32 protein-coding genes are annotated in these 26,516 nt (G+C 66.5%); 11 read left to right on the top strand and 21 right to left on the bottom strand.

Translation table 11 applies throughout. The features are described 5' to 3' along the window. Window positions 1-62: 62 nt before the first annotated feature. From GQS65_RS00420 to GQS65_RS00355, 15 genes are all read right to left on the bottom strand, one after another. The gene (locus GQS65_RS00420; RefSeq protein WP_368279744.1) at window positions 63-491 is read right to left on the bottom strand and encodes a type II toxin-antitoxin system VapC family toxin; all 429 of its coding nucleotides are present in this window, start codon (window positions 489-491) and stop codon (window positions 63-65) included. Next, entirely contained in the window at window positions 491-733 is a 243-nt protein-coding gene (locus GQS65_RS00415; protein WP_158202696.1) for an AbrB/MazE/SpoVT family DNA-binding domain-containing protein, read from the bottom strand. The genes GQS65_RS00420 and GQS65_RS00415 overlap by 1 nt, the downstream gene beginning before the upstream one ends. 62 nt (window positions 734-795) lie before the next feature. Then, complete coding sequence (locus GQS65_RS00410; protein WP_158202695.1) at window positions 796-939, bottom strand: hypothetical protein; 144 nt, start codon at window positions 937-939, stop codon at window positions 796-798. Further along, window positions 936-1,064 carry a hypothetical protein gene (locus GQS65_RS21795; RefSeq protein WP_267902858.1) on the bottom strand — a complete coding sequence of 43 codons (129 nt, stop codon included), beginning with the start codon at window positions 1,062-1,064 and terminating at the stop codon, window positions 936-938. Before GQS65_RS21795 ends, GQS65_RS00410 begins: the two co-directional genes overlap by 4 nt. Window positions 1,065-1,117: 53 nt before the next feature. Then, window positions 1,118-1,735 (bottom strand): hypothetical protein, encoded by a 618-nt coding sequence (locus tag GQS65_RS00405; protein ID WP_158202694.1) that lies wholly within the window; start codon window positions 1,733-1,735, stop codon window positions 1,118-1,120. Window positions 1,736-1,856: 121 nt separating this feature from the next. Further along, the gene (locus tag GQS65_RS00400; protein WP_158202693.1) at window positions 1,857-2,426 is read right to left on the bottom strand and encodes a hypothetical protein; all 570 of its coding nucleotides are present in this window, start codon (window positions 2,424-2,426) and stop codon (window positions 1,857-1,859) included. A 14-nt stretch (window positions 2,427-2,440) separates the two neighbouring features. After that, entirely contained in the window at window positions 2,441-3,040 is a 600-nt protein-coding gene (locus GQS65_RS00395; protein ID WP_158202692.1) for a hypothetical protein, read from the bottom strand. Continuing rightward, window positions 3,037-3,285: a hypothetical protein gene (locus tag GQS65_RS00390; protein ID WP_158202691.1), complete on the bottom strand. Its 249-nt coding sequence runs from the start codon at window positions 3,283-3,285 to the stop codon at window positions 3,037-3,039. The genes GQS65_RS00395 and GQS65_RS00390 overlap by 4 nt, the downstream gene beginning before the upstream one ends. Before the next feature lie 783 nt (window positions 3,286-4,068). Further along, a complete protein-coding gene (locus GQS65_RS00385; protein ID WP_158202690.1) occupies window positions 4,069-5,310 on the bottom strand; it encodes a hypothetical protein in 1,242 nt (413 codons plus the stop codon). Continuing rightward, the gene (locus tag GQS65_RS00380) at window positions 5,307-5,486 is read right to left on the bottom strand and encodes a hypothetical protein (protein ID WP_158202689.1); all 180 of its coding nucleotides are present in this window, start codon (window positions 5,484-5,486) and stop codon (window positions 5,307-5,309) included. The genes GQS65_RS00385 and GQS65_RS00380 overlap by 4 nt, the downstream gene beginning before the upstream one ends. Continuing rightward, a complete protein-coding gene (locus GQS65_RS00375) occupies window positions 5,483-5,710 on the bottom strand; it encodes a hypothetical protein (protein ID WP_158202688.1) in 228 nt (75 codons plus the stop codon). The genes GQS65_RS00380 and GQS65_RS00375 overlap by 4 nt, the downstream gene beginning before the upstream one ends. Next, window positions 5,710-5,946 carry a hypothetical protein gene (locus GQS65_RS00370; RefSeq protein ID WP_158202687.1) on the bottom strand — a complete coding sequence of 79 codons (237 nt, stop codon included), beginning with the start codon at window positions 5,944-5,946 and terminating at the stop codon, window positions 5,710-5,712. The genes GQS65_RS00375 and GQS65_RS00370 overlap by 1 nt, the downstream gene beginning before the upstream one ends. Next, window positions 5,943-6,281, bottom strand: coding sequence for a helix-turn-helix transcriptional regulator (locus tag GQS65_RS00365; RefSeq protein WP_158202686.1), 339 nt, complete (start codon window positions 6,279-6,281; stop codon window positions 5,943-5,945). Before GQS65_RS00365 ends, GQS65_RS00370 begins: the two co-directional genes overlap by 4 nt. A 189-nt stretch (window positions 6,282-6,470) precedes the next feature. After that, complete coding sequence (locus GQS65_RS21505; RefSeq protein ID WP_199268369.1) at window positions 6,471-6,749, bottom strand: HalOD1 output domain-containing protein; 279 nt, start codon at window positions 6,747-6,749, stop codon at window positions 6,471-6,473. A gap of 39 nt (window positions 6,750-6,788) precedes the next feature. Continuing rightward, window positions 6,789-7,079, bottom strand: coding sequence for a MarR family transcriptional regulator (locus GQS65_RS00355; RefSeq protein WP_158202685.1), 291 nt, complete (start codon window positions 7,077-7,079; stop codon window positions 6,789-6,791). 414 nt (window positions 7,080-7,493) lie between these two features. On the opposite strand from GQS65_RS00355, the gene GQS65_RS00350 reads away from it, so the two are divergent. Genes GQS65_RS00350 through GQS65_RS00335 form a run of 4 tightly spaced genes read left to right on the top strand, consistent with a single transcriptional unit; the run spans window position 7,494 to window position 9,787 of the window. Then, entirely contained in the window at window positions 7,494-7,952 is a 459-nt protein-coding gene (locus tag GQS65_RS00350; RefSeq protein WP_158202684.1) for a hypothetical protein, read from the top strand. Beyond that, window positions 7,949-8,176, top strand: a complete 228-nt coding sequence (locus GQS65_RS00345) for a hypothetical protein (RefSeq protein WP_158202683.1) — start codon at window positions 7,949-7,951, stop codon at window positions 8,174-8,176. Before GQS65_RS00350 ends, GQS65_RS00345 begins: the two co-directional genes overlap by 4 nt. After that, window positions 8,176-8,760 (top strand): J domain-containing protein, encoded by a 585-nt coding sequence (locus tag GQS65_RS00340; protein WP_158202682.1) that lies wholly within the window; start codon window positions 8,176-8,178, stop codon window positions 8,758-8,760. The genes GQS65_RS00345 and GQS65_RS00340 overlap by 1 nt, the downstream gene beginning before the upstream one ends. Further along, window positions 8,753-9,787, top strand: a complete 1,035-nt coding sequence (locus tag GQS65_RS00335; RefSeq protein ID WP_158202681.1) for a tyrosine-type recombinase/integrase — start codon at window positions 8,753-8,755, stop codon at window positions 9,785-9,787. Before GQS65_RS00340 ends, GQS65_RS00335 begins: the two co-directional genes overlap by 8 nt. Before the next feature lie 443 nt (window positions 9,788-10,230). Here the strand turns inward: GQS65_RS00335 and GQS65_RS21280 are convergent, their stop codons facing one another. Beyond that, window positions 10,231-10,782: a hypothetical protein gene (locus GQS65_RS21280; protein WP_199268367.1), complete on the bottom strand. Its 552-nt coding sequence runs from the start codon at window positions 10,780-10,782 to the stop codon at window positions 10,231-10,233. A 430-nt stretch (window positions 10,783-11,212) separates the two neighbouring features. After that, window positions 11,213-11,896 (bottom strand): hypothetical protein, encoded by a 684-nt coding sequence (locus GQS65_RS00325; RefSeq protein ID WP_158202680.1) that lies wholly within the window; start codon window positions 11,894-11,896, stop codon window positions 11,213-11,215. A 76-nt stretch (window positions 11,897-11,972) separates the two neighbouring features. On the opposite strand from GQS65_RS00325, the gene GQS65_RS00320 reads away from it, so the two are divergent. The 4 genes from GQS65_RS00320 to GQS65_RS00305 all read left to right on the top strand — a co-directional run bounded on the left by GQS65_RS00320 (window position 11,973) and on the right by GQS65_RS00305 (window position 20,321). Continuing rightward, window positions 11,973-13,235, top strand: coding sequence for a hypothetical protein (locus GQS65_RS00320; RefSeq protein ID WP_158202679.1), 1,263 nt, complete (start codon window positions 11,973-11,975; stop codon window positions 13,233-13,235). A 307-nt stretch (window positions 13,236-13,542) separates the two neighbouring features. Continuing rightward, window positions 13,543-15,420 carry a bacterio-opsin activator domain-containing protein gene (locus tag GQS65_RS00315; RefSeq protein ID WP_158202678.1) on the top strand — a complete coding sequence of 626 codons (1,878 nt, stop codon included), beginning with the start codon at window positions 13,543-13,545 and terminating at the stop codon, window positions 15,418-15,420. 89 nt (window positions 15,421-15,509) lie between these two features. Then, window positions 15,510-17,987: a S8 family serine peptidase gene (locus tag GQS65_RS00310; RefSeq protein ID WP_158202677.1), complete on the top strand. Its 2,478-nt coding sequence runs from the start codon at window positions 15,510-15,512 to the stop codon at window positions 17,985-17,987. Between the two features lie 81 nt (window positions 17,988-18,068). Continuing rightward, window positions 18,069-20,321, top strand: a complete 2,253-nt coding sequence (locus tag GQS65_RS00305) for a S8 family serine peptidase (protein WP_158202676.1) — start codon at window positions 18,069-18,071, stop codon at window positions 20,319-20,321. A 240-nt stretch (window positions 20,322-20,561) separates the two neighbouring features. Here the strand turns inward: GQS65_RS00305 and GQS65_RS00300 are convergent, their stop codons facing one another. Beyond that, entirely contained in the window at window positions 20,562-21,587 is a 1,026-nt protein-coding gene (locus GQS65_RS00300) for a putative sulfate exporter family transporter (protein ID WP_368279737.1), read from the bottom strand. 266 nt (window positions 21,588-21,853) lie between these two features. Between GQS65_RS00300 and GQS65_RS21275 the strand changes: the two genes are divergently transcribed. Together GQS65_RS21275 and GQS65_RS00295 are read left to right on the top strand one after the other, a co-directional pair. Further along, window positions 21,854-22,024: a hypothetical protein gene (locus tag GQS65_RS21275; RefSeq protein WP_199268366.1), complete on the top strand. Its 171-nt coding sequence runs from the start codon at window positions 21,854-21,856 to the stop codon at window positions 22,022-22,024. Window positions 22,025-22,269: 245 nt separating this feature from the next. Further along, window positions 22,270-22,461, top strand: a complete 192-nt coding sequence (locus GQS65_RS00295; RefSeq protein WP_158202675.1) for a hypothetical protein — start codon at window positions 22,270-22,272, stop codon at window positions 22,459-22,461. A 153-nt stretch (window positions 22,462-22,614) separates the two neighbouring features. On the opposite strand, the gene GQS65_RS00290 is transcribed toward GQS65_RS00295, so the two are convergent. Beyond that, complete coding sequence (locus GQS65_RS00290; RefSeq protein WP_233264955.1) at window positions 22,615-22,815, bottom strand: hypothetical protein; 201 nt, start codon at window positions 22,813-22,815, stop codon at window positions 22,615-22,617. Between the two features lie 294 nt (window positions 22,816-23,109). Here GQS65_RS00290 and GQS65_RS00285 point away from each other — a divergent pair, with 294 nt between their 5' ends. Beyond that, window positions 23,110-24,285 carry a homing endonuclease associated repeat-containing protein gene (locus GQS65_RS00285; protein ID WP_158202674.1) on the top strand — a complete coding sequence of 392 codons (1,176 nt, stop codon included), beginning with the start codon at window positions 23,110-23,112 and terminating at the stop codon, window positions 24,283-24,285. A gap of 112 nt (window positions 24,286-24,397) precedes the next feature. Here GQS65_RS00285 and GQS65_RS00280 read toward each other — a convergent pair whose 3' ends face one another. Together GQS65_RS00280 and GQS65_RS00275 are read right to left on the bottom strand one after the other, a co-directional pair. Beyond that, a complete protein-coding gene (locus GQS65_RS00280) occupies window positions 24,398-24,958 on the bottom strand; it encodes a type IV pilin (RefSeq protein ID WP_158202673.1) in 561 nt (186 codons plus the stop codon). Then, complete coding sequence (locus GQS65_RS00275; RefSeq protein WP_158202672.1) at window positions 24,959-25,387, bottom strand: type IV pilin; 429 nt, start codon at window positions 25,385-25,387, stop codon at window positions 24,959-24,961. It abuts the gene before it with no gap. Between the last annotated feature and the right edge of the window lie 1,129 nt (window positions 25,388-26,516).

Below are 26,516 nucleotides of genomic sequence, written 5' to 3'. Positions count from 1 at the left end.
TCACTCTGCATCCGGGGTGTCACGCGGATACCCCGCGGGACTCGCGTGGTCCCCTGTTGACGTCAGCGATAGGGGTTGTCGGCCGTCGCCATACGCGCAACCCCCTCTACGGCGTCGAAATCATCGTCGAACGAATAGAGATACTCGATACCCTCGCGCTGCATGAACGCGGCGATAGTGGCGTCGACGAACGACAGCGCCGGGTAGCGTCGGAACAACCCCTGCGCGGCGTTGAAATCGGTGTGCGGGGCGTGGGCCACGTCGAAGTGTGCACCCTCGATGAGTCGGTCCAGCAGTCCGTTCGCCGCCTCTGAGCCGAGCTTCTCGCGGGTGAGGTTCAGCGCTTCCGCGACGATGTAGTTTGTCACCACTCCCGTCGGAAGCTCGCCGTGGTCGACCGCCCCGACGATTGCCCGCGCCTGATCATGGTACTGGTCACGGGCGCTGGCGGCGGCGAACAGGACGTTCGTATCGAGCAGGGCGACCACGATTACTCGCTCCCGAACTCTCGTTCGGCCTCAACTGCGTTCGTCTCACCCGCGTCAACGGGTTCGAAGTCGTCGAAGACGCCTTCCCGCTGATGAACGACCTCAACGGTGAGTCGGCCACTCTCGTCGACGTCCCACCGGAGCTTGTCACCCGCTCCGATATCGAGACGGCGGCGGATATCCGCAGGAATCGTAATCATCCCACTATCACTAACCGTCGTCTCTTCAGACTCGTGAGTCGCCATATACGGACACACTGGCCGCATATGGATACATGTTACTCCACATGTGCAGCCGATTCTCCGGACTACTCACCGGGCCACGCGGCCATCAACTCGCGGACGGTGTCGGCGTGGCCGACCTCGAACCCGCGCTGTTGTTCGAGCTCTTCTCGAATCTCCTCGAACCGTTCGGCGTGCGACCCGTACAGCGTGACGTGTGCCTCGCTCATAGCCCTACGTCGATGGATTTGCCCTGCGGACTGACGTGCTCACAGACCGGAGAGAAGTGGTCGGCGCTGTCGATGCGTGCCAGATCGCCCGAGTCGTCACTGTAGACCCATTCGGACGACGTCACGTTGTCCTCGGCGTCTTTGAACTTCCGGACGCTCAGCGCCTCGCCCTCGGCCGTCAGCAGGTCGTCGGGCAGGTAGTCGAGTCGGTGGCCACGACCTTGTGGACGTCAACAGGGTACTCAACTGCCTGTTTGAAGGCGTTGATGTCGGCAGGGTAGGTGAACCCGCCGATGAATCGAGCGGTCTGGTTGCCCAGAAAGTCGTTATCGAAGCTCGCCGGGCGCTGTGTCGCCGAGATTGACGAGACGACTTCGCCGCGTCCAGTCGTTGCCAAACCCGATATCGCGTCAGGATAGCCACAGTCTTGAGGGGCGAGTCGGTGGGCCTCGTCGAGGACCACCAGGACGTCCCCGCGTCGACGGGCAGCGGTGATGGCGTCCGCCGCGATGCTCCGCCAGTCCTCGTTGTCGTCGATACGGGAGTGTTTCGCCAGCACGACCCACTTGTTGCGTCGAAGCAACTCGTCGTAGTGGTCCGGCGTGAAGTGCTCTAACTCCCGCTCGCCAGCTATCCAGTGCTTGGCGAGACCCGGCCCGTGTTGCTTCGACACAAGTCCTCGGAACTCGTCTTTGAAGTCCAGAATCAGCCCGTACTCGTAATTCGGGCGGTTCTTTTCGATGAGCGCCTGTGTCACCCACGATTTACCGTGCCCCGAGGCCGCCAGCACCGCCATGTGCATCTACTCCGACACCCCCAGCACCCGAACTGCAGGCGGTACGTCGGCATCCTCGTCGAATCCGGGTTGGTCCCGACCGAGTCGGGCGTAGGTGTTCCACGACTGGCCGGTGCCCACTCTACGCCCCACGGCGCACCTCCTCAGTCGCCTGCTCGAGCACGGCCGTCGTCTGTCGGGAGGGGCCGGCCACGAGATCGTCCAGGGCGTCAGCCTTCGTCCACCCGATGACTCGCTCTTCGAACTCGTCGACGTCCATCCCGAACGTCTCCTGCAGGTGGACGTCCGCAATCTCGCGGTCGGTCGCTCCCGAGAACGTCTCCCCGCCGTTCTCGCGGTAGAGGTCGCCCCACTGGGTCTGTTTCGCCTCCCACTCCTCGGTGTCGAGACCGACGAAGTCGCTCGCTTTCTCCCCGTCGAACTCCTCGGGACCGGCTGCACACCACAGCCCCCAGACCGCCGCCTCGCCGTCGACGAGTGCCCGGACCGTTTCTCGAATCGTCGCCACCCGTTCGTCTTCTTCGGGCAGTGGAGACAGTTCCGCGTCGACATCGATGCCCTCCATGGCAAGCGCGTCGACGTGCTCGCGGACGGCCACCCGGTTGTCCCGCTCAAGCTCGGACAGGATTGCGCCAACAACGCCCATCACGTCGTCGAACAGCGGTGTCTCGATGATTTTCTTCGCTATCACTTTCGCGCCACCCCTCATGCAGCGGCACCCCCGTCGGCCGCGCCGACGCCGTCCAGGGCCTCGGCCAGCCCATCGTCGACGATGCTCGTTTCCTCCATCAGCACCCCGGCCGCGAACATCACGTTTCCACTGATGAACGCCTGTTCGGGCGTCATGACGGCCGTTCCCCCGAGTCGCTTCTCGGCGAGTCGGTTTGTCGCTTCGTCGAGTCGCACGTGTTCGCTCCGGGCCCGCTCGGCGAGGTCGTTGCTTGTGGGGGCGTCGTCGGCGTCATCGGCATGCTGCTGGACGATGGCCGCCAACACCGTCGACAGTGCCGTCACGTACATATCGCCGTACGTGAACGCCGCTTCGCATCCACTGGCGGGCGTCTCGGTCGCTTCCGCGTCGGCTGACTCATCGCCCTCGGCGTCGACACCGGCCGTCTCTTCGGTGTCGTCGTCGCTTTCGTCTTCCTCGTTCGCCATCGCCGCGAGGTCCGAGACGTCCATCTCCGCGCGTTCGTCGGCGTCAAGTTCGGGCGTCTCGTCCTCGGCGTCGTCAGTGACGTCGTCGTCAACGTCGACCCCCTCCTCGGGAGTCACCTTCTGGTCGACGTCCTCGGCGTCGCTCATCGACCCACCTCACGCTCGAACAGCGTCCGTAGCGTCGCACCGGTCGCCTGTACCACGTCGTCGACGGTGTCGTAGATACTGACGTGGGGGCCGCCCAACCGGTCGTCTTTCGGGAAGGCCGTCAGTCGCCAGTCGACGTAACAGCCCGAGTTCGGGAACTCGATGCCCCAGCCGAGCACCGCACCGTGGAGTTTGATGTCGTGCGGGTTGGTCCGAAGCAATCGGAACACGCGAAGCACGCTCACGCCCACTCACCTCCGTCGACCGCACCACCCATTGCCGCATCGAGATCGTTCTCCGCCTCGGTCCCGGTCGTGGTCGGGTCCGTCGCGGTCTCCCCGGTTCCGGTCGACTCGTCGACGGTCGGTCGAGACCCAGCCCGACCCAGCGCGACGACCCCCCCGAGCAGGGCACCGCCGACTGCTAGCCACGTACCGAGCGACGACGACCCCCCTTCAGAGGAGGTCGAAGGGGGGGTCTGACCCCCCTCGTTCGTCGGTCGTGTAGTGTCGTCTGATTCTGTACGTTCAACCCCCTCAGACCCCTCGGAAGGGGGTGCCGTCGAACCGCTCGTTGCGGCCGTCCATTGGTCATCGTACTCCGAGCCTCCGTCAGGGGCCGCTTGAGGGGGGTCCGAAGGGGGGACCCTATCCCCTTTCGCGGTCGGTCGCATGGTGCCGTCTGGTTCTGTACGCTCAACCCCCTCAGACCCACCGGAAGGGGATGTCGAAACCCCCCCTGCCGGTGGGTCGTCCGGGCCGTCTTCGTCGTTGACCGACGGCGAATGGGGGTCGTCTGCCCCCTCAATTTCGCTATTCTGAGGGGTTTCGTCCCCCTCAGACCCCTTTGTTAGGTCGTTGGACCCGTCTTTCTCGCTACCGACCTCGTAGGTCTCGGGGTGCCAGTGCTCCCAGGCCCGCTGGTTGGCTGCTGCTCGGTGCTCCGCATCCGTCTTGGCGACGACGTGTGAGCGCAGACCCGCCGGGGTTCCGGCGTAGTCGCACCCGTCGACGTCGCAGTTGATGTGCTCACTCATCAGTCTCAAAATTCGCTAACGTTCGCTCACCGCCCGTGGCGGTGAACTGTCCCAGCGCGTCCCGGCTACTCACACCCTCAGCCCGGCCGCGCGTGCCGCTCCGGAGGTATCCGCTGTTCTGTGCCCGACGGTGGTCCTCACTCGGACCGGTCGCTCGTTCTGGGTCGTTCTCGGCGTGCTCGAACAGCGTGCCCGCCGTCTCCGGGTCCTCGCGTGTGTCAGTCCACTCGTGGCCGGCGTCGACGCCGTCGACGGCGGTCGCCACCGCCGCGTCGCTCGCCTCCTCCGGTGGGTCGACCGCTCGGACGTGCTCGCGCACCTCCTGGTCGGTCGCCACGTCCCCCGACGGTCGGGTCGGTTCTCGACGAGCGAGCGCCGCGCCGGGCTGGCCGTGGAGTCTCCCAGTGTGGTCGGCCGCGAGGTCAGCGAGTTGCCCGTGGTGACCCGCCAGTGCTCGGAACTCGGAGGTCTCGACGTCGCTCACCGACTCCTCGATGGCGACGATGGCCGACGCGGACTGCTCGGCGTTCGCCAACTCGTCGTCGACATCGGCCAGCAACCGGTTTAGTCGCCGGACGGCCGTCTTGTAGCCTGTCCAACTTCTCGACAGTGCGCCCTTCACCTCCCCAGGGAGGTCCTCAAACGGGACCGCGCCCCCACCGTCGACGATGAACCCCGCCACCGTCGACTGTTCAACGTCGCACGTCTCCTGAAGGAACTCACAGGCTGACGCATTGCCGTTCTCACAGTGGCCCCGGGCGTGGTCGCACTCGGACCCTCGGGCGGTGTGCGCTGCCCGTGCTTGCTTCTCGACGGCCGTCTCCTCGCGACGGTCCGCGCCACCCGATTCGTCGCGAGCGGCGCGAGCCATCACCTCGCGGTGTTCGTCGACGGTGAGTCGTCGGTCGATGAACGACGTCCAGTCGTCGACGCCCTCGGCAGCCGCTATTCCCTTGATAGAGCGCAGTTTCGGGACGTTGAGACCGGGGTTCGAGAAGTCGAAGCGGTCCCGCTCGCCCCTCGTGAGTGGTTCCTGACCCGTCTGGCGGTCTCGCTCGGCGTGGCCGTCGGCCGCCTCGTCGATGATTTCCGCCCACGTCCGCCCGCCGACGTCCTCGACGAACGCGACGGTCTTCAGTCGCCGGTCGTCGTCGACGGGACAGACCACGTCTGAAAAGGTCTCGCGGGCCGCGTCGGCCGCCTCTTTCGTCGCGAACTCGTGGGTCTTGCTCACGGTCCCTCACCACCGAGTCTGTTCGCAACCAACCCGACGAACTCGGCAGAACTCAGGACGAAACAAGCGATACCGAGCACGATGAAGCCGTCGAGGACGCTGAAGGGTCCGACACCAACGGCGATACCCATGAGAAAACACCCCGGTATCCACAGCCCGGACTCGGTGGTGCTCACGACGCCACCCCGTCGACGAACCCCGTCCAGTCGAATCGCAGCGGCACCACCAGTCCGGGGATGTCGTCGACGACGTCGGCGGGCACGCCGAGTCGGTCGGCGTCGGTGGTCCACTCGCTCGGGTGGTCCAGCGTCTCGCGGAGTCGTTCGAGCGCTCGCACGTCGGCGTCGGACTGTGGATACAGCCCCATCCGAAGCGGAAGCTCGTTCACGCGGGCGAGCATCAGAGTGCCCGGAGCGCCGCGTAGGCCGCCCCGCCCACCATGACCGCCGTCGCGAGCGAGTTCAGCCGCGCGTTCTGTTCAGCCGCGTCGGCCTGCCGTCGGAGGTGACGGGTCTGTTGGGCCGCTGCCGATGCCTGCTGGTAGGCGTACCACTCCTCGATGCTCGTTTCAGCACCGAGGTCCCCGGTGTAGAACTTCTCGTCCTCGAACTCCTCGGGCGTCGGGACGTAGCTCATGCCAATGCCCCCGAAAGTGCCGAAGAGAGTCGTGTCGACCGGTTCCGAAGCGTCTCGATGCCCGTCTCAGTCGGTTCGTAGAGCGAGGAGCGTGCGTCCGCCGGGTTCGTCCGCTTCGATAGCAGCCCCGTCTCGACGAGCGCCGAGAGGTTGTTGTACAGCGCCGCGTGCGAGATGCGAACGCCGTAGCGCCGTGCCCGGTCCCAGACGGCCCGAGCGGTCAGCGACTGGTTCAGTCGGTCGAGCTCCGCCGCCGCAACCAGCAGGTCGTACTGGAGTCGGGACGGCTCATCGTCGGTCTCAGGGGTGTCAGCCCCCGGTTCGTCGCGTGCCATGTGTGCCAAAACATTCTCAAAATGCTAGACAAATAAACCTGTCTTCTATGCAACCAAAGTAGACTAACAACGGCAAGAAAGCGGGCCGTTTCGGGGGAAATCGGCCCGGCGGGAAGGGGCCGAACTGCTGTCAATGGGCAGGCCCGCCACCGGGAGCCTGTTGCTCGGTCCTTGTCGGTGTTTCGGCCGCTACTCGACGCTCACCAGGAGTCGGTCGTCGACGTCGACGCGCACCCGGCACCCCGCCCACTGGAACGTGATGGACCCGGTCGCGGTCGCACAGAACTGGTTCAGTGCGTCCGGGTCGATCACGTCGTAGAGCGGGGGCAGGTCGAGCGGGTCGCAGGACTCGCGCCGAGCGACCGCCTCGACGATCCGTACGCTCGCCCCTGCATGAACTCTGCCCGAACTCTCGGTGGTCCTCTGACTACACACCTGCCCGCCGTCGGCTGGTCGCTCGACGCTCACGTCGTCGTGTTGGATAGACTAGCAATAAATCTCCCGGCGTCACGCTGACGCTCGTCGCTCACCGCCCCCCTCATCGTCCTCCGTCTCTCCCGTGTCGAGTTCACCGTCGAGATACCGCTCTCCATCCTCAGTGATGACGTAGACGCCATTTCCGAGATGCTGGAGGAGACCTCTACTCGCAAGTTTTCGACACCGCTCTGCGACGTACTCTGGAGTATACCGGATTCGCGCTTCTGTTTTCATCTTCGTTGGCGAACCAGACCCGTTTTCGCGGATGTACTCCAGAACGCGGTCGTCGACTATCGACATCCAGCGTCCGGAATAGCGCATTAGGCACACTATACTTCACGAGAGCAATCCACCCGTCGGAAATGGGATATGTCTTATTTGGCGGTCGCTCTCCTGCAACCAAAGATATATCTTAGTTCAAAAGTTCTAGCCGAGCAACCCACTCGCGGCACGGCCGCTCCGCTACGCGGTCAGGGTCGTTCGGAAAAGCGACCCGGAGGCATAGTCCGGGCCGCGAGTGGGCGCGTAACCCATGCGGACCAACGAGAAGCCGGAAATTAGGTCTTCCGGCGTACGACTGTTCGAGGACCGGTCCCAGACCACAGAGCCGCGCTGCCCGCGCTGCTCGACCCCGATTGCGTTCCTCACGACGCGCGGCCCGACCGACCACCGCGTCGGTCCCTGTGGCTGTGCCGTCGCCCGGAACCTGCTCACCATTCTCGACGAGGACTCACCATGACCCGAGACACCACCGACGAGACGCCAGTATCACCCACCAAGTACGTCGCCCGCTGCGAGACCTGCGGGATGCACGTCGAAAGCGACGACCAACCGTCGCTTGACCTCGCGACCGACCGTCTGAACGGCACCGCGACTCGCAAGTCGGTGTGCGGCCACTCGTTCGTCACCTACGAACCACGGAACGTCGCGACCGACGGCGGGCGCGACCTGGAGGAGCGCCGCGTCGACGCGCTCGAAGGCATCGAGGCGCAGCTGCGCTATCAGAACGCCGCGCTGTGCGAACTCATCGCCACGGTCGAACACGTCGGTCTTGCGAACATCGGCGTCGAGGAACCACGCAGCGGGAGTCGGTCATACAGGGCGCTCCAGACGGCGCTGGACGACCACGATTTCACCCGCCAGGAGAAGGCCGACGAGACGGGACTGGGCGGGTTCGGGAGGGACTTCCGATGAACCAGCAGAAACTCGACCAGGTGCTCGGGTCGCTGATGGAAGCGTGGGCGACGCGCGACGTCGCTGCCGACCAGTGTCGCTTCTGTAACGACCGCCTCGACGCGCCGACCGACGACCCCAGCGAGCGGTTCTGTGACGACGACTGCCAGATAGGCTGGGAGACGGTCATGGACGCACGTATCGCTCTCGGAAAGCGCGACATGGACCAGCGAGGCTACGACTGATGAGTCTCGACTGGCCGCCCGGTTTCGAGCGAACGCCCGTCGACGAGCGCCGAGCCTACCCCCACGGCTTCCGCGTCGACATGCACACCGCCTTCGAGAACATCGTGACGCAACTCCAGCGGATGGACGTCGACGAGTGGCGCGTCGACTCCGGCACCGACCACCGGAGCGATGAACCGCACATCCCCTACGCAGGTGCGCCGAACAAACCCGACGACCCTGGCGTCGTCGCTCGGTGGACCGTCGACGGTGAGCAGTTCGCAGCCGCCTGTGACGCCTGGAACAACATCCGTGACAACGCGCAGGCGACGGCACTCTATCTCGACGCGAAGCGCGCGCTGGAACGGTACGGCGTCGCCACGGCGGAGTCGGAGTTCGCGACGGCGCGACTCCCGAGCGCCGACGACGTCGTCGCGGGTGCGGCCCCACCACACCAAGTGCTCGGCGTCGACGCCGACGCCACCGACCGCGAGGTCCGGCGCGCGTATCGGGAACTCGCCAAGGACGTCCACCCCGACCGTGGCGGCGACCCCGATGCGTTCCAGCGCGTCAACGACGCTCGGGAGGCGATGCTGGATGAGTGACCTCGAACCGCTCGCGCCTGCCGACGGCGTCGACCTCTATCTCGACGCCCGTCGCGACGAACTCACCAGCGAGACACTGAAGGGCCAGAAGTACCGCCTTCGGACGTTCGTCGCGTGGTGTGAGGAACACGACCACACGAACCTCAACGACCTCGGCGGTCGCGACCTCTACGCGTTCCGTGTCTGGCGTCGCGAAGGTGGCTACGATGGCACCGAAATCGCACCCGTCACGCTGCGCGGGAACCTCTCGACCCTTCGTGCGTTCCTCCGATTCTGTGGGAGCGTCGACGCCGTCCCGTCAGAGTTGTTCGAACAGGTCCCACTGCCGACCGTCTCGGCAGGTGAGGACGTCTCCGACTCGACGCTCGAAGTCGGGCGGGCCGACGCCATCCTCGACTACCTCGAACGGTACGAGTGGGCCTCACGCCGACACGTCACCTTGCTGCTCCTCTGGCACACTGGGTGTCGGGCCGGAGCACTCCGAGCGCTGGACGTCGACGACTGCGACCTGGAGGGCAGCGAGCCAGCCGTCCACTTCGTCCATCGACCGTCGACGGGGACGCCCCTGAAGAACAAGGAGAAAAGCGAGCGGTGGAACGGTATCTCGCCCCACGTGGCCGACGTCCTCCGGGACTACATCGACGGCCCTCGCGAGGACGTCCTCGACAAGCATGGCCGCGCCCCACTCGTCACGACGAGCAGCGGCCGACCGGTGACGTCGACGTTGAGAGACACGCTCTACTGCGTGACCCGCCCATGCTGGCGCGGCGAGGCGTGCCCGCACGACCGCGACCTCGACGAGTGCGACGCGACCTACTACGCGAGCGCGAGTTCGTGTCCGTCGTCACGGTCACCCCACGACGTCCGGAGCGGACGGGTGACCGCCTACCGACTCGACGACGTCCCACGGCCCATCGTCAGCGACCGTCTCAACGCCTCGGAGGAAATCCTCGACAAGCACTACGACCGGCGCAACGAGCGCCAGAAGGCCGAACAGCGCCGCCACTACCTCGCGGGTGACCGATGAGCCTGCACGGACCCACCCGCCGAGCGGGAAGCTTGGAGTCGGGGGCCGGCAGGGCCCATCCAGAACGTGCGCGCTTCTGAGCCGATTGATTCAGTAGCCACCGGCCTTCTGACGGCCGAATTCTCATCTCGTCCCTCACGCGAGTAGTGAGGGGCAATTAGGGCTGATTCGTCGTATGGTTGCAGGCCGTCGTTCTGTTGCCTTCGTAGATGGGCGAAACACGTCGGAGAGGCAATCAATCGCCAGTCGGGTGTTCTCGGTAGCAACGGCAGAACCGTCAGGAATGGACCGTGGCAGTCGACGAGGCAACGTTCGACTCGACGTACGAGAGTATCCACTTCGTCGCTTGCCGGGGATGATAGATACAGAGCGTGGGTCCAACAACCAACGGTAGGAGCGACGAGTGTCTGTAACGCACGCCGGTTGCCATCGACCTACGAGCCTCACTGACCGATATCCTGCATGTCGGGATGGTTAGAATGCTCCTCCAACCCAGAGGGGCGAGAGAAGGACAATTCAGTACAGAGGTCGTCACGTGCCTGTTGCCACGCTTGATGGCGGCACAAGGCTAACACAGGTATCGTCTCCACCCCGAGAACCGAGGCAATAGCGAACCGATGGTACCCCTCTGCCCAGTACACATCGCCAGTTCGAGAGATAGCGACAAGTGGATCCAGATGGTTCGCATATGCGTCCTCGAATGCGTTATCCTCGGTCGCTTTCTCGTGAGAGGCGGCCGCATTGGGTCGATAGCCATCCTCACGAATCGAGTCGAAGAGGTCGTCGAGATATGTACAGCGAATCTTTAGATACTCCGCAGGGGATTCGTACCCACGGACTGCGCCACGGTCATCGAACTGCTCGACGACGTATCGGAAGAGCGCTGTGTCCTCCCACGCGTACCCCTCTTCGAAACGCTCTCTGAGCCCTCGATAGGTGACGGACTCTCGAATACGTGAGCAGTTGCTTGTGTCGTCCCACTCGCCGCCTTCCACTCGGCTGAGGCCCCAGCTGAGCCGGATATTCGGATGGTACCATTTCACTGCAGATGGACTCACAGAGAGAAGTTTCCATGGGGAGGGCGGAGCGTCGTAAGAACGCTGATTCACGTGGTGATGCCACGTGGTATAGTATCGAAACTGGTCGAGATCCATAGCCACCCTTCGTTCCCACAGGAGTGATATCTTCTTTGCCGGACGTCTCTCGACGCGATATACTCGCGGCACGCGTCTAACGCCCGCGTCACTCCGAGTCAGTGCGAAAGGAGGAGTGGTGAGTATCGGGAGTCCAGACCACCCTCACACGCACTCGACGTGATACGGCCCTCTCGCGCACACGAGAGGCGACACGTGGGGACTCCACCCGAGTTCTCCCGAGTGACGTCGGATTCGCCGAGAGTCGGCCAGATACGCTCCGCCCGACAGTTCACGTCTCACGGTCGCGTCCGGTGAACGTTCGCTGGCCGGATGCCGGCCCGTCGAGTGATTCGGGAGCGACGGTTCCGAGTCCATCGTCGTCGTCACGAAGCCGACCGACCTGGTCAGGTAGCCCGCTCAGTGCCGTCAGAACTGCCAGCACCACGAGCGCACTCAGTCCTGGGACGACGAGCGCCCCGGTCGCAGCGGCGACGACGCCGACGCCGAGCGCGAGCGTGCCGGCCACCGTTCCGACCACCGACAGCGTGACGAGCAGCGCCTTGCGGTCGTTCGTTCGCTCGTTGGCGCGTATCCAGTCGGCGTAGCCTCCGACGAGCGACGACAGGAACGCCGTCCGCGACCGGTCCGTGGCCGCGTCGAGCGTCGCCGGACCGACGCCGACGTACCGGCCGGCGGCGGTGTAGGTGAGTCCAGCCGTCGCCGCCGAGAGCGCGAACAGTCCGACGCTGCCGACGACGACCGGCGAGACCAGTGTGGCCACGGTCGTGACGTCGCTCGTCGCGGCGAGCGTCGACGCCGACACCAGCAGTGTTGCGAGCGCCACGTTCAACCGGAACACCGACAGCGCCTTGGCGTCGATGTCGTCCAGCGTCGATAGCTGGGCGTCGAGCGTCAGGCGGGCCTCTTCGCGGGCGAGTTCGAGCGGCGGGTCGTCGTCCGGACGGTCGTCCATGCGTGCGGTCTGGTGTCGTTCAGCTAAAAGTCTGGACCGGACTAAACGTTAACAGACGACAGTGCGAACGAGACGCATGGACATCCCCGAAGAGATCCGTGACGACCTCGAATCGCGGGCGAACGTCGTTGGGACGTGTCGGGGTCCCAAGCGCGTTCGCGGACAGGCGACCGGCGAAGAGGTCATCGTCGTGTTGGTCTCGCGGAAGCTCCCCGAGAGCCACCTGGCCGAGACCGACCGCATCCCCGCCGAGATAGAGATCGACGGCCAGCGGGTCAGGACCGACGTGCAGGAGGTCGGGGACGTGCGCACCCAGGCGACGGCGAGTCGACCGGCCGCCCCCGACCGGAAGGGGCGGTTCAGACCCGCACCGGCGGGTGTCTCGCTCGGCCATCCCGAGATCACGGCCGGGACGCTCGGCAGCCCTGCGCTGGAGACCGAGGACGGACGGACGGTCGTGTTGACGAACGCCCACGTCGCCGCACCCGTCGGCGTCGCCGAGACGGGTGACGACATCCTCCAGCCCGGACCGGCCGACGGTGGCAGGGAGGACGACGCTCTCGGTACGCTCGCGGCGTTCTCGGAGATCAGCTCCGACGAACCGAACACGACCGACAGCGCTCTGGTCGAGGTCGACCCAGGTGACGTACGCGACACGGTACTCGGGGTCGGGCCGTTCGCCGGGTTCACCGACGCCGGGACGGACGCGACGTACACGAAGAGCGGCCGGACGACGGGCGTCACGACCGGCGACCTCCGGGGCCGAGACGTTCGCATCCGCGTCAACGGCTACCACGACGAACCGACGCTGTTCACCGGCGTCGACCTGTTCGGCCCGATGAGCGCGGGGGGCGACAGCGGCAGTCTCATCGGTGTCGTCGACGGCGGCTTTCGCGCGACACACCTCCTGTTCGCCGGGAGCGACCGCGCCACCATCGCCGCGCCGATGGACGCCGTCGAGGCCGAACACGGCGAACTCACCCCGGTCGGTGGGGGCGACGACGGTGCTGGGAGCGGGGGCGGCGACGACCCTGCTGGAGACGACGGGAGCGACGGCGACGCGTCGCTTCGCGCGGCGGTAGAACGCCGACTCGTCGACGCCTACGGTGTTGGAACCGTGAGTCCGGCGTCGGACGTGGCGTTCCGGGTCGCGGGGCCGGTTCCGATGGTGGTCGCTCTCGCCTCGACGGCCGAGGCGGCCCCGGCGGCCGCCGGTCGGGCGCTCGCGGCGGCCGACGCCGGGACCGTTCCGGTGCTCGCGTACCCGGCGACTGTCGAGGACGAGACCGTCGACCGACTGGGCGCGCGACTGACGCTCCTGCCGGTCGCAACGGAGTAGCGACGACCCGGAGGCCGACCGACGAACGTCCTCACTCGCCTGCACGGCCGACCGGTCGACAGCGAAGGACAGTAGACGTGGATTGCCCAACACCGACCTGCGCCGGCGTGAACGGGTCTCCGTTCGTCCGTGGTGAGGTCGGCCAGGCCGTCTCACCGCACGCGAGCGTCCGACGCCACCGATACGGAGTCCGCTCGGAGGTGAGGTCTGAGCGTCCCGTCCTCGTCGGAACGGAAAGCATGACTGTAACCGGCGGTACTGTGTGAACGTGACCCACACTGCCGCCCTTCGAGTCCCTCACGGAGTCGTGGGGGACGACCTCGCTGGCGTACTCGCGGACCGGAACGTTCGCGTCGTCCGCGGGGACGACGCGGCCGACTGTACGCTCGTCACGCCGAGACGGCTGGGGGACCGCACAGAGCCGACTGTCGGCGTCTACGAGGACCCCGCCGAAGCGTCCACCCTCCTCGACCACGGCGTCGACCGAACGGTCCACCTCGTCGGGGACCGGGACATCGACGCCGCGAACATCACGGCCGCGGTGCGGGCCGTCCGCGCCGAGCGACCGGGCCAGTCGGGCGACGACGGGGCGTTCGACGGAGCGGGGACGGACGCCCGCCCCCCGCTGTCGAACGCGCTTCTCCGGAAGGCCATCGACGAACTGACCGACGTGTTCTTCGTCTTCGATACGGACCTGCAGTTCCTCTCGTGGAACGAGCGGTTCGTCGAAGTGACCGGCTACGACCACGCAGCGGTTCGGGGGATGAGCCCGCTCGAGTTCGTCCCCGAAGACGAAGCCGGCGCCATCGCGGCTGCCATCGCGGACGCCACCGAGGAGGGCCGGGCGACGAAGCGGGCGCACTTCCTGACGAACGATGGCGAGCGCATCCCGTACGAGTTCACCGGTGCGGCACTCACCGACGACGCGGGGGAGGTCGTCGGCATCTGTGGCGTCGGTCGTGACATCACCGACCAGCAGCACCGCGAGCGAGCACTCGAACAGCAGGCGGAGTGGCTCGGTACGCTCAATCGCATCAACGAGGTCATCCGGAACGTCAACGGTGACCTCGTACGCGCCGACACCCGCGAGGCCGTCGAGGAGGCGGTCGTCGAGCGACTCGTCGCGGAGGACACGTATCGCTTCGCGTGGGTCGGCCGCTACGAGACGACCGAGGACCGTGTCGTCCCGACGGCGTGGGCGGGCGAGGGGGCCGGCTACCTGGAGGACCGCGAGGCCGTCGAGTTCGCGCCCGACGACGTGACGGCGACGACGGTCGCTCGCAGCGGGGAGATGCGGGTCGCACAGCACGTCACGGACGAACCGCTCGGGTCGTGGGGCAAGACGGCACGGGAGTACGGCTTCGCCTCCGCGGCCGCAGTCCCGCTGGCCCACCGCGAGGCGACCTACGGGGTTCTCTGTGTCTACGCCGACCGGGAGGAGGCGTTCGGCGAGACCGAGCGGGCGGTGCTCGCGGAACTCGGCGAGACTGTCGCGTACGCCATCGGGGCGACCGAGCGTCGGCGGGCACTGCTCGCCGACACGCTCGTCGAACTGGAGTTCACCCTCGGGGAGGCGGCCCCGGCCGCCGGCCTCGAGACCGCCGCGTCGACCGTCGCCTTCCGCGGGGCGGTCGTGACCGAGGACGGTCCCGCCCAGTTCTACCGACTCGAAGGGGACGTCGAGGACGTCCTCACGACGGTCCGGGACCGCGGGGCGACGTTCTCGGTCGTCAAGCGCGACGAGGGGGGTGTCGTCATCCGCGTCACCGACGAGGTCGGCGTCAGCGCCCTCATCGCGGACTTCGGGGGGACCGTCCGTCGTATCGACGTCGGCGAGGACGGCGCACGCCTCGTCGCAACGTTCCCCCGCGACGTCGACGTCCGACAGGTGCTCGACACCCTCGACGAGCACGCCCCCTCCGTCGAACTGCTCGCCCGGCGCGAGCGCGCCCGCTCTGACGTCGAGGGGCCGGACCCTGCGGAGTCCCTGACCGACCGACAGCGGAGCGTCCTGGCGACCGCCTACCACCTCGGATTCTTCGAGACCCCTCGGGTGAGCACGGGGACGGACGTGGCCGCCGAACTCGACATCGCACCAGCGACGTTCCACGAGCACCTGCGCATCGCCGAGCGAAAGCTCGTCGCGGCGTATCTCTCGGGGACCCCCGCTGGTCGTCGGTTCTGATCGGGTGCGGTAGACTCGTGGTACGAACAGACGTACCACACCTGAGTGTTGAGGGGACGAGCTGAATACGGCTCCATCCTGCAGGAAAGATGATGACTCGGAGGGACGAGGACTCCTCGCAGACGGAACTGACACGGCGAACGTTCGTTCGAACCACCGGACTCCTCGCGGGCGCTGGAGTGTTAGGGGCGGGAGCGAGCGGACGGGGGGCCGCTACGACGGCGCTCGACGACGACTTCCTGAACTTCCGCGCCCAGGAAGCACAGAAGGTGTGGGACCGGGGCTACCGTGGGCGGACCGACCGGACCATCGCGCTGACGGACTCGGGACTCGAAGCGCGCCACCCCGACCTCGGCCCGTGGAACGGTATCCAAGCGCTCGTCGAGAACGGCGAGGTGACGCTTCGCCGACCCGACGAGGGGACGGCGGCCGACGAGAGCGAGGTGTTCGCAGACGTCGAGGGGACGCCGACCGCCGACACCCCCAAGACCGTCGGCTGGTACGACCCCGGCACGCGCTACGGCGACTACGACCGGCCGCGCGACCCCAACGGCCACGGCACACACTGTACGTCCATCATGGGCGGGAGCGGTCGTGCGAGCGCCGTCGACGAGTCGACCGTCCAGCAAGAACGGCCACGGACCGCGCTCGCCGCGGTCGTCGGGAACGTCCTCGGCTACGAGGTCGAGGCCGAGGCCGGGACGGGTGTGTTCGCCTCGGCGTACGGCGAGGCCATCGAACTCCGCATCGAGGGGCCGGACGGCGAGACCCTCGACAGCACCGCCATCGACAGCGACGCCAGCACGACCGACAACGTCGTCGTCGAGGCTCCCGCCGAGCAGACCGGCACCTACACCGTCTACGCGCAGGCCGCGGGCAACACCGCGCTCTCGGCGGCGTTCCTGGAGCGCATCGCCGTCGGTGCGTTCCTCGACCCGGACTCGACCGCGGCCGACCGGACGGGCGAAGCCTCCGGACTCCACACGGGCGTCGCTCCCGACCACAGTCTCGTGTGTCTGCAGGGACTGAGCACTCCGACGAACGATCTCGGCGCGAACGCCGAGGAGTTCGCCCGGATATTCAACATGCGTGCGGTCAACATGTCGTGGGGCTACGTCGGCGGCCTCCCGCTCGGTGCGGCCGGCGGGACGCTCGGCGACATCCCCGCGAGCATCAAGGAGATCGCACAGGCAGGGGTTCTGACGTGTGCGGCGGCCGGCAACGCCGCGACGCCCGCGAACGGGAACGGTGCACCGGGTATCGCCGACGAGTGTCTCTCGGTGGTAGCGACGGGCCCGCTCGACGGTATCTCGGCGTACTCCTCGGGGGGTATCGGTGGTCTCGACGAGGACGCCGACTTCCGCTCGCCGGAACCCGACGACGCGTACATGAAACCCGACGTCACCGCGCCGGGGGGCTACGTCACCGACTCCATCATCGCGGCGCTGACCGGTCAGCCCGACACCCCCGAGAGCGAGCAGCCACCCATCCGCGAGTACACCCGGAAGGCAGGCACCTCCATGGCCGCGCCGTTCACGACGGGCGTCGCCGGCCTCGTCGCCCAGGCGATGGAGGAGGACGCGCCGTCGAGCCTCTCACTGCCCGCACCCGCCGACGCCGGTCTCGAAGACGTCTACCGGCTGAAGCAGGCCATCCTGGCGACGGCCAGCGAGACGGTGTTCACGGCCGCGCCGTACCACCGCGTGAAAGCGCCGACGTACGACTTCGGCGGCCGTGACCCCTACGAGGGCTTCGGCCGCGTCAATCCGTCGGCCGCCGTCGACGCGACGACCCGCGAACTCTCCGGGACGTCGGAGGAGACGGTCGGGCTGAACCTGCCAGAGGACGAGCGTGCGGTCGCGGGCTACGTCCAGGCCGGCCCCGGCACGGTCACCGCCGAGGTGTCCTTTGCGGGCTATTCGGGCGGCGAGAAGGGACAGGCCGTCGAGAACCCGCACGTCGACCTGTTCGTCTACGACGCCGAGACCCCGGCGCAGTTCGGGGAACCGAACATCCTCGGTCGCGCCCAGGGTCTCGACGGCAACGCGACCGTCGAGGTGTCGCTCGGTCGTGAGAGCGAGACGAAGACGCTCTACGTCGTCGCCAAACTCGTCAACGTCCCCGGCGCGGTCAACGGGACGGACGTCCAGGCGCGACTCGACCTCACGACGAGCGTCGAGGACGGCTTCTTCGTCGACGGGACACGCGAGGACGACGGGAGCGTCTTCACCGGCGGGCAGACCAACCAGGTCGACATCACCGTCGACCCCTCGGAGAAGTGCCGCACGCGTGACGTCGTCCCCTCGGAGTGGACCGTCCTCGCCGAGCAGTCCGACGACGTCAAGCGCGTCGAGGAGGCCGACGGCGTCCAGTACGTCTACTTCCGGAAGAAGGCGAAGGCCGATACCGACACGACCTACAGCTACTTCGTGGAGGCACCGGACGGCCTCACGTTCTCCGGGGCGTACACGTTCGGTCCCGCCGAGGTCGACCCCGGCAGCGGCTGGGTCGGCGTCGCGGGCACCAGCGACACGAACGTCGTCGAAGGACAGAACACGAACGTCTAATCGAACGGTCGACGGGCGCAGACCCCCGTCGACCCTTGTTTTCCACACCCACACTTCACCGGCCACATCCATCACCGACCAATGACAGACGACGACACACGACACACCGACGGACGAACCATCGACCGACGCACCGTACTCAAGGGAGCGGGCGCGCTCGGCGCGGCGACCGTCCTCCCGTTCGCCGGGACGGCGGGAGCGACGAGCACCGACCTGCCGACCGTCGACGACGCACTCGACACCGCGACCGACACGCTCCAGGAGGTACTCGTGGTGTTCGACTCGAACGCCGACGTCGACCACCTCCGGCATCTCGACCTCGCGGAGGGGTACTTCACGTTCAGCGTGCTGCCCGTGGGTTACACGCTGTTGACGGGAACACAGGTCGAGGAGGTGGCCTCGTGGTCGGACGTGCGCTACGTCGAGGCGAACCACGAAGTCGAGTTCCACAACGACGACGCCCGCGAGGTGACGGGCGTCAAGACCGTCCAGGAGAAACGGCACTACACGGGAGAGACGGTCCACGCGGTCGTCATCGACTCCGGCGTCGACGGCGACCACCCGGACCTGAAGGGCAACCTGCAGCACAACTTCCGGTTCGTCGACCCGCTCGACGAGGAGACGATGTGGGTCGACGCCGGGCCGGTAGACACCGCGAGCCTCGGCCACGGAACCCACGTCTCGGGGACCGTCGCGGGCGACGGCACCGAGTCAGACGGTACGTACCGAGGGATGGCCCCGGACGCCGACCTGACGGTGTATTCGACGGACGCCGCGGCCGCGCTGCTGAACATCGTCGGCGCGTACGACGACCTGCTCGACCGCCAGCGTGCGGGGAAACACGACGTGCAGGTCGTCAACAACTCCTACGGTGCGGGCGGCGGGGACGACTACAATCCCAACGGTGCGCTGGAGACGGCGACGTGGTACGCCGTCGAGGAGGGAATCCTCCCGATCTTCTCGGCGGGCAACTCCGGACCGGGCACGCAGACGCTCGGCAACTACGCGAAGGGGCCACACGTCCTGGCGAGTGCCGCCACGGACGACGACATGAACGTCACCGACTTCTCCTCGCGGGGGCGGAAACCGAGTTACTCGGGCGGCGGCGAGGGCGCACACTACGACCGCCGTGAGGCGTTCCGGAACCTCAGCGACTTCTTCGACACGGACCGGGGCGACCAACCGGTCGTCGCCGAGCAGTCGTTCTCGGGGACGGTCGGACCGGGGTCGAGCGACGCCGGGGTGGGCGAGAGCGCTTACGAGCAGTTCACCGCGCCGAAGGACGCGGGGACGTTCGACCTCACCGTCTCGTGGACGCCCCCCGGCGAGGACCTCGATATCTACGTCCACGAAGGGACGAAAGACGGTCCGGTCGTCGCCAGCGGGGCGACCCTGCAGAACCCCGAAGAGCTGAGCGGCGGTCTCACGGGCGGGGAGACGTACTTCGTCGAGGTTCGACCGTTCGTCAACCTCGTGGCGACGTACTCGGCGGAGCTGACGATGTACGAGGCGCTCCCGAAGGGCCAGCAGCCCTCGGGACCGTACGGCATCTACCGTCCGTCGGCCGGGACGCCCGGGGAACTGGTGATGAGCACGCTCGCGCCCGACGACGGCCACCAGGCGTATACGACCGCGTTCGCGGGCGCACCCGAGGAGCAGGGTACCGAAATCTACTACGGTCGGCTCTCGGGGACGTCGATGTCCGGTCCCGTCCTCACCGGCATCTGTGCGCTCGTCTACGACGCCATCAGACAGGAAGAAGGCGAGTTCCCCGACCCCATCGACGTCATCAAGATCGTCGAGGCGACGGCCCACGACGCCCGAGAAGGACACAACACCTGGAACGTCGGTTCCGGGTTCGCCGACGCCGACGACGCCATCGAGATGGCCTTATCGAACGGGAAGCCGAAGTTCAAGGACGCCGAACTCGCCGTCGACGGCGAGGTGACCGACCCGCTGTTCTCGGTCTCGGGCAGCCGCAGCGACGACGGGAGCGTCTTCACCGGCGGCCAGACCAACCAGGTCACCATCGGCGTCAGCGAGGCGACGAAAGAGGCGACCGTCCGCGACCGGATTCCGTTCGACTGGACCCTCGTCGGTGGCGATAGCGCGACGGTCTACACCGACGACGGTGCGAGATACGTCGAGTTCGACGCCAGCGCGACCAGCGGCGACTCGCTGACCTACTTCCTCGAAGCGCCCTCGGGCGCGGAGGCGACCGGGAGCTACGAGTTCGGTCCCGCCGCGGCCCGGCCGGTCGACGGCGCGGGCGCGTTCGTCCCGTTCACCGAGAGCGAGACCGACGAGGTCGTCGGCGAGGACACGGACGTCTGAGCGAGGACGACCCGTCCACGGGCGGGCCGATAGAACCGCGGTGTTCTCGGCGGCGAGTCGGCACGCGTGCGGACAGTGACGACGTCGCGGAGCAACCCGTCAGCGCGACCGGGCCGGCCGGGCCGGTCACGGCCCGGAACTGTCGTCCGGAGACCCCTCGTCCGGGACTTCACTCCGGATGTGGTCGACGAAGGGGGAATCGGCGGAGTCGGTCGCCAGCGAGTTCCGACGGGCGACCGGTCAGAAGACGACCGAGAGGACGGCGAGCATCACGCTACTGACCGTGAGCAGGCCGAGCAGTACCACGAGGACCGGTCGAAAGCCCGTCTCACGGAGTTCGGCGAGTTCGACGGTCAGACCGAGTCCGACGAACGCGAACAGGAACAGCCAGTTCGAGGCGTCGTCGAGCGCCGCCAACTGCGCCGCCGAGAACGCTCCGGCACTCGACAGCGCCGTCACGACGACGAACCCGACGACGAACGTCGGGAAGTTCGACCAGAAGAACCGAAGGCTCTGTGCCGTCACACCGTCCGGCAGCGTCGCGGTGTCGCCCGACTCGCGCCGACTGTAGAACAGCGCGTAGCCGACGGCGACGACCCCGATGAGCGCGTTCCGCGCCAGTTTCACCAGCACGGCCCACTGGCCGGCGGCCCCCGAGTAGGCGAACCCCGCGGCGGTGACGGGGCCCGTGCTGAACATCGTCGTCCCCGCCCAGACGCCGAAGACGACGTCAGAGAGGCCGAGCGCGGCCCCGACGGCGGGGTAGACGAGCAGCGTCACCGCGTCGAACAGCAGAATCGTCGCGGCCGCGTACGCGACCTGCTGGTCGGTCGGACGGATGCCCGCCGCGACGGCAGCGACCGCCGAGACCCCGCAGATGCCGGACCCCGCGGCGAGCAACGACCCGACCTTCTCCGGGATGCGAACGAAGACTCGTGCGACGAGTTCCACCGTGAGGACCGTCGTCGTGACGGCGGCGACGATGAGGACGACGACGGTCGGCCCGGCCGCGATTACCTGGTCGACTGCGACCGACGCCCCCATGAGGACGATACCCGCCTCCAGCCAGCGTGTGTTCGTCTCGACGCCGGGGGCGGCCCACGACGGGACGCCGACGGTGTTCCCGACGACCATCCCGAGCACGACGGCGACGATGAGTTCGCTACCGAGCGGAACGAGCGCGGTGACACCCCTGGCGAGCACGCCCATCACGACGAGGACGCAGATTCCGGGCAGGAACCGGGACGCCGCCGCGATTCGGTTCACGACGGGGTCGGGAGGCCGGCCGCGACACCACCGACGACGCTCGGTCGGGCATCGACTGCCGGCCACCCACGGCGGGGATGCCGCCACGGGGGTGTCACGGGCCGTCGGATGGAGCGATGTCCATCTGCGCCGTCAGTCGCTCTCCGCTCGCTCATACATCGATACGTGACTCGGTCGGCCCGTAAAGAGTTGGTTTGTCCGTCGGCGAGAGACGACAGGCAGTGCAGGCACTGCGATTACCTGTCTCTACGCCCTCGTCACCGACCATGGCAGGCTTGATTCAGCGAACGGCACAGTCCATCGACGACATGTGGCACTCGATCTGGCACGAGTCGAGTCGTACCGAGAAGATAATCATCGCCATCGCACTCGTCGTCACCGGCCTGGCCATCCCGGTGCTCCCGATCGTCTGGATCGCACGGTTCATCGCCAACTGAACCGGGGAGCGACCACCCCGCGCACCTCGACACCCGTCGTTCGGGTGCGAGAGGAGCCATCGGCGTGACCCACGCCACCGACGAGTTCCCGAGCGTCACACCCGTGACGACACCCACGACTGCCGTCGTGGACTCGCCTGGCGCGTTCTCGTACCTGCTGGTCGCGGTGAACGGCGCCGGACGGCCGACGACACGTATATCAGTATAGTCGGTAGACGTACACGGACAGCGTCCACCGCCTAACCATGACAGAGAAAGTCACGATCGAACTCCTCGACGAAGACGGCGGGCCACAGAGTCGGTTCGTCGACACGGAGAGCGCCATCGACGCTCGGAACCGGGCCGCCGCCCGTGCGTGGCGGCGTGGCGTCGTCGTCGGGGCCGTCGGCGCGTCGACGGCTATCGGACTGGCGAAGTGGCTCAGTGACCGAGCGTGACCGCACGCCCACCGTGACCTGACCGACCGCCCAGTCACCGACTCAGCGTCGACGCGTCCCCTCGTCTATCGTCGGGCACGACAGGGCGTGCGCTCACCGGGCATCCGACAGGGTAGCCGACCGGCAGCCAACCAACGCCCCAGGGGACCGTCGCTACCCCACTGCACGGACGACGTCCCGAACCTCTTCGAGCAGGTCCGGACGTTCGGCCGCGAGATACGCCACCTCCTCGGCCAACGGCCCCGTGATTCGCGCCTTCACCCGCGACCGAGCCTCGTACTCGCGCTGGTCGCCGTGTTCTCCCTCGAGATACTCGCGGTCGCTCTCGGTCGGGAGTGTGCGCCCAGTCGTCACGACCAGCGCGTGTGACACACGGACGAAGAGTGGTCCGGTCCGGCCGGTCGAACACGTCGTCTCGTCGAGCAAGTAACGAGGTGCTAGCACTCGTACGGACGAGTACGGAGCGCGGTCTGCCACGGGGCCGAAGAGAAGTGGCCGGGGGTCGGACACCCGACCGCGCGTTGGCCAACCCAAAGCAATGCTCACCACCGTAGCCAGCGACCAAACGGTTTCGCATCGGTCACGAAACGGGAGTCGGGCCGGCCTCGGCCCGAGCGACGAGGTATCGACACGGGAGGAGGGCCACTGATGGGCGGTATCTCCCGCGACGACCTCCTCGACGCACTGCGCGACCTCTCGGAAGCGGTCGACGGAACGCCCACTCGGACGCAGATGGACGAACAGGGGCGCTACTCCTCACAGCCGTACTACACCGAGTTCGGGAGTTGGAACGACGCACTCGCCGCGGCGGGGATGGGTCCGAACCACCGGAACGAGGTGAGCGAGCGAGAACTGTGCGACGAGTTGCGTCGAGTGGCCGAGGCGGTAGAGCGCGTCCCACGGATGGCCGACATGGACGAGCACGGTGCGTTCTCCGCGTCGGCGTACCACCGCCGATTCGGCTCGTGGCCGGACGCACGGGCGGCCGCAGGGTTGCAGGAACGGACCGAGACGACGCAGCGAATCGACGCCGAAGCGCTCGCAATGGCGCTACACGACGCGAGCGACGAACTCGGCCACGCCCCGACACAGGAGGAGATGAAGGAGTTCGGCGCGTACTCACACCGCCCGTACTACCGGGTGTGGAACTCGTGGAACGACGCGCTTCGTGCGGCCGGATACGACCCGAACCACGAGAACGACTACGACGAGGAGCGACTGGTAGCAGCACTCCAGGAGTTGGCCGAGGAACTGGGCTACGCGCCGACGCGCGAGCAGATGGACGAGCGTGGGGAGTTCTGGTCGGACCCCTACATCCGCGCGTTCGGGTCGTGGACGGGGGCGTGGGAAGCAGCGGGGTTGGACCGACGGGACGGACTGCTCGCCGGACGACTCTCGCGTGAGGACCTGCTGCCCGAACTCGAACGTGTCGCGGCGGTGGTCGAGCGAGCGCCGACCCGCGACGACGTGAACGAGGTGGGCCAGTACTCTCACGAACCGTTCGTCCAGCGCTTCGGGTCGTGGAGCGCGGCGCTCGAAGCGGCCGGGTTCACGCCGTATCGGAGTCCCGAGGAAGCACAGGGACCAGTCGAGTACGGCCCGAACTGGCCCGAACAGCGCGAGAAGGCACTACAGCGCGACGGCTACGCCTGCCAGGACTGTGGGACGAGCGACGAGGAACACCGACGCGTGGACTCCGGTGGCCTACACGTCCACCACGTCACGAAGCGCCGGGCGTTCGACTCGGCGAGGCGAGCGAACCGGCTGGAGAACCTCGTCACGCTCTGTCGGTCGTGTCACTCCGACCGGGAGCGCAGGGCGTAGCGAGCGCTCGCCGGTCGAGCGCTCGAAAGAAGACAGCCACGGTAGGGCAGCATCGTGGGGGGGTTGCCCGCGTGGGTGGAACTGCGAGACGAATCGTGAAGATTCGGTTGGTTTACTGGACCGTGTAGGTGGCGAGCGTCGAAGACGTACCTCCGTCCTCGGACGTCCAGACAAGCTTGATTGTGTCGTCCGATGAGAGTGGAGTGCCTTTGTCAACACCGTTCGGATCGCCGCTCCCGTCCGTAGTGACGCTAACTGCACCGCTGATACTCGAAGACGAGCTAAGCTGGATTTCGTACGACGAACCAGCAGTGGCATCCTGACCGCTGTTGGTCAAGAGGCCTGCAACGTTGCCGCTACTGTCGATATCGTATGCCGTGTCACCGTTGACGACGAGCTTGAGCCGACCTTCATCGATAGATGCACCGGACTGATGCGAAATAGATACAGTCTTGAGATCGTAACTATTCGAACCATCGTCGTACGAGACAGTTTCCTGCTCGAAGTCGAACTTCGCCGTTGGTGCAGTCTGTGCGGAGTCGCCCAGACCGAGCGTCAGCGAGGCGATAACTGCCGCGAGGATGACCGTGATGGCCACCATAAGTATCACACCAATGACAGGACTGACCGCCCTGTCGTCCGCGTCGAACCGTGTCTTGAGTTGCTGAATCATTTACTGAATCTGGTAGGTGGCGAGCACGGTACTGGTGGAGCCGTCTTCGCTCGTCCAGACGACCTTAATCTCCTCAGCACTTCCGCTGGATATTTCACCCGAGTCCACGACCGTGGAGGTTCCTGCACTAACTTCTTCACCGAATTTTTCGTCATCGGTGCCGTAGACAACGTCAACGCGTTCATTTGCGATTGTCGCACCGCTTGCGTGAGATACCGTAACCTCAGCAGTGCCATCAGACAGAGTACCAGTCTGCTCGAAGTCGAACTTCGCCGTCGGTGCGGTCTGTGCGGAGTCGCCCAGACCGAGTGTCAGCGAGGCGATAACTGCCGCGAGGATGACCGTGATGGCCACCATAAGTATCACACCAATGACAGGACTGACCGCTCTGTCGTCCGCGTCGAACCGTGTCTTGAGTTGCTGAATCATTGTTTCGTTCCTGTAGCGACCCGCGTGACAGGAGTCCAGCCGCTACGCTTATGGCGCGAGGCACAGAATGGCCTGATAGTGCGCGAAAGCGCGGCGATTACGGGCGTCGTGGTGTGACCCACGACCCCTTCCTTTCACTTTCGTCCTGAGCGTCGGGTTCGCTTCAGTTACACCTACACGACTGGGGGAATATAAGTCTATCCTAAATTCCAAACTTTCACTGCCACGAGAATATCACGAGGTTAAACAGCGGGGAGAGGCGCTTAATACGACGTTATCTGCCGTTACGGGGCTTCTGAGACACCTCTGAGTTCGAGAACGTGTTGGCAGGAGTGGATAAACGTAGCGGCTAGGCGGTGGTTTTTGGTGCCGTTTCGAGGGGCCTACCGCTCGGGCGCGTCGACGGGACGTTCGTCTGTGAACCCTACACGTGTCGTTCGGCAGATGCGTCGTGGCGTGTGGGGTGCGGCCGGTGACAGGGTGGCGAGGCGGGAACGCGGGGGGACGCGGGTCGCCGGTCGGCGGACGCCCGCTCAGGTCGACGTGGCGAGCGCCGTCGTCAGCGGACGATTCGCGGGAGCCAGCGGCTACGAACCGCGCTCGAAGCGGTCGAGGGGTCGAGACGACGGCGGTGGCCGACGACGAGGACGGTGGTCGACAGTCGAGTGTGTGAACAGGGGACAGGGCGACGAGAACGCGGTAGCTTCATATCGTCGCAATCCTCGACACTCGCCGGGGCGGTCATCGCCCCACGTGAAGCCCACCCTCTCTCCGAGAGGGTACTTCTGGGACGAACGTCGCGCTCCTCACGGAGCGTCGTCGAGAAAGCGGCCCAGTCAGTATCGCGTCCCGTCGACGCGCACCGACCGACCGCAGCCGACACTCGGACGCGACATACCGCATGCGCTCCGTTCGCGGACGGTTTTACGTGAAGCCCTTTCGTCCGTGGAGTTCGGTCGACATTCCCACGCGTCCGAGTGTCCGTCGGAAATCCCGACGACTGACCGTGATGAGTCAGTGTGCTCGACGTGTCGACGTGCACGATGCACCGGCGAGCCTGTGCCAGGGGACTCCACCGAGTGTGAAGAAACTACCGCTGGGGGTGAGAGTGAGCCGAGCGCGCCGGAGA

Origin of the sequence: Halomarina oriensis, from assembly GCF_009791395.1 — an archaeon.
In the GTDB taxonomy this organism is placed as follows: Archaea; Halobacteriota; Halobacteria; order Halobacteriales; family Haloarculaceae; genus Halomarina; species Halomarina oriensis.
Note: the sequence above shows the minus strand (reverse complement) of the source record. Positions and strands in the feature narration are given on the sequence as shown.

Coding starts and splice junctions, on each gene's coding strand:
- GQS65_RS00415 (WP_158202696.1), bottom strand. CDS start 733: ATGGCGACTCACGAGTCTGAAGAGACGACGGTTAGTGATAGTGGGATG.
- GQS65_RS00410 (WP_158202695.1), bottom strand. CDS start 939: ATGAGCGAGGCACACGTCACGCTGTACGGGTCGCACGCCGAACGGTTC.
- GQS65_RS00405 (WP_158202694.1), bottom strand. CDS start 1,735: ATGGCGGTGCTGGCGGCCTCGGGGCACGGTAAATCGTGGGTGACACAG.
- GQS65_RS00395 (WP_158202692.1), bottom strand. CDS start 3,040: ATGAGCGACGCCGAGGACGTCGACCAGAAGGTGACTCCCGAGGAGGGG.
- GQS65_RS00375 (WP_158202688.1), bottom strand. CDS start 5,710: ATGCTCGCCCGCGTGAACGAGCTTCCGCTTCGGATGGGGCTGTATCCA.
- GQS65_RS00370 (WP_158202687.1), bottom strand. CDS start 5,946: ATGAGCTACGTCCCGACGCCCGAGGAGTTCGAGGACGAGAAGTTCTAC.
- GQS65_RS00365 (WP_158202686.1), bottom strand. CDS start 6,281: ATGGCACGCGACGAACCGGGGGCTGACACCCCTGAGACCGACGATGAG.
- GQS65_RS00355 (WP_158202685.1), bottom strand. CDS start 7,079: ATGCGCTATTCCGGACGCTGGATGTCGATAGTCGACGACCGCGTTCTG.
- GQS65_RS00350 (WP_158202684.1), top strand. CDS start 7,494: ATGACCCGAGACACCACCGACGAGACGCCAGTATCACCCACCAAGTAC.
- GQS65_RS00345 (WP_158202683.1), top strand. CDS start 7,949: ATGAACCAGCAGAAACTCGACCAGGTGCTCGGGTCGCTGATGGAAGCG.
- GQS65_RS00340 (WP_158202682.1), top strand. CDS start 8,176: ATGAGTCTCGACTGGCCGCCCGGTTTCGAGCGAACGCCCGTCGACGAG.
- GQS65_RS00335 (WP_158202681.1), top strand. CDS start 8,753: ATGAGTGACCTCGAACCGCTCGCGCCTGCCGACGGCGTCGACCTCTAT.
- GQS65_RS00325 (WP_158202680.1), bottom strand. CDS start 11,896: ATGGACGACCGTCCGGACGACGACCCGCCGCTCGAACTCGCCCGCGAA.
- GQS65_RS00320 (WP_158202679.1), top strand. CDS start 11,973: ATGGACATCCCCGAAGAGATCCGTGACGACCTCGAATCGCGGGCGAAC.
- GQS65_RS00310 (WP_158202677.1), top strand. CDS start 15,510: ATGATGACTCGGAGGGACGAGGACTCCTCGCAGACGGAACTGACACGG.
- GQS65_RS00305 (WP_158202676.1), top strand. CDS start 18,069: ATGACAGACGACGACACACGACACACCGACGGACGAACCATCGACCGA.
- GQS65_RS21275 (WP_199268366.1), top strand. CDS start 21,854: ATGGCAGGCTTGATTCAGCGAACGGCACAGTCCATCGACGACATGTGG.
- GQS65_RS00295 (WP_158202675.1), top strand. CDS start 22,270: ATGACAGAGAAAGTCACGATCGAACTCCTCGACGAAGACGGCGGGCCA.
- GQS65_RS00285 (WP_158202674.1), top strand. CDS start 23,110: ATGGGCGGTATCTCCCGCGACGACCTCCTCGACGCACTGCGCGACCTC.
- GQS65_RS00280 (WP_158202673.1), bottom strand. CDS start 24,958: ATGATTCAGCAACTCAAGACACGGTTCGACGCGGACGACAGGGCGGTC.
- GQS65_RS00275 (WP_158202672.1), bottom strand. CDS start 25,387: ATGATTCAGCAACTCAAGACACGGTTCGACGCGGACGACAGAGCGGTC.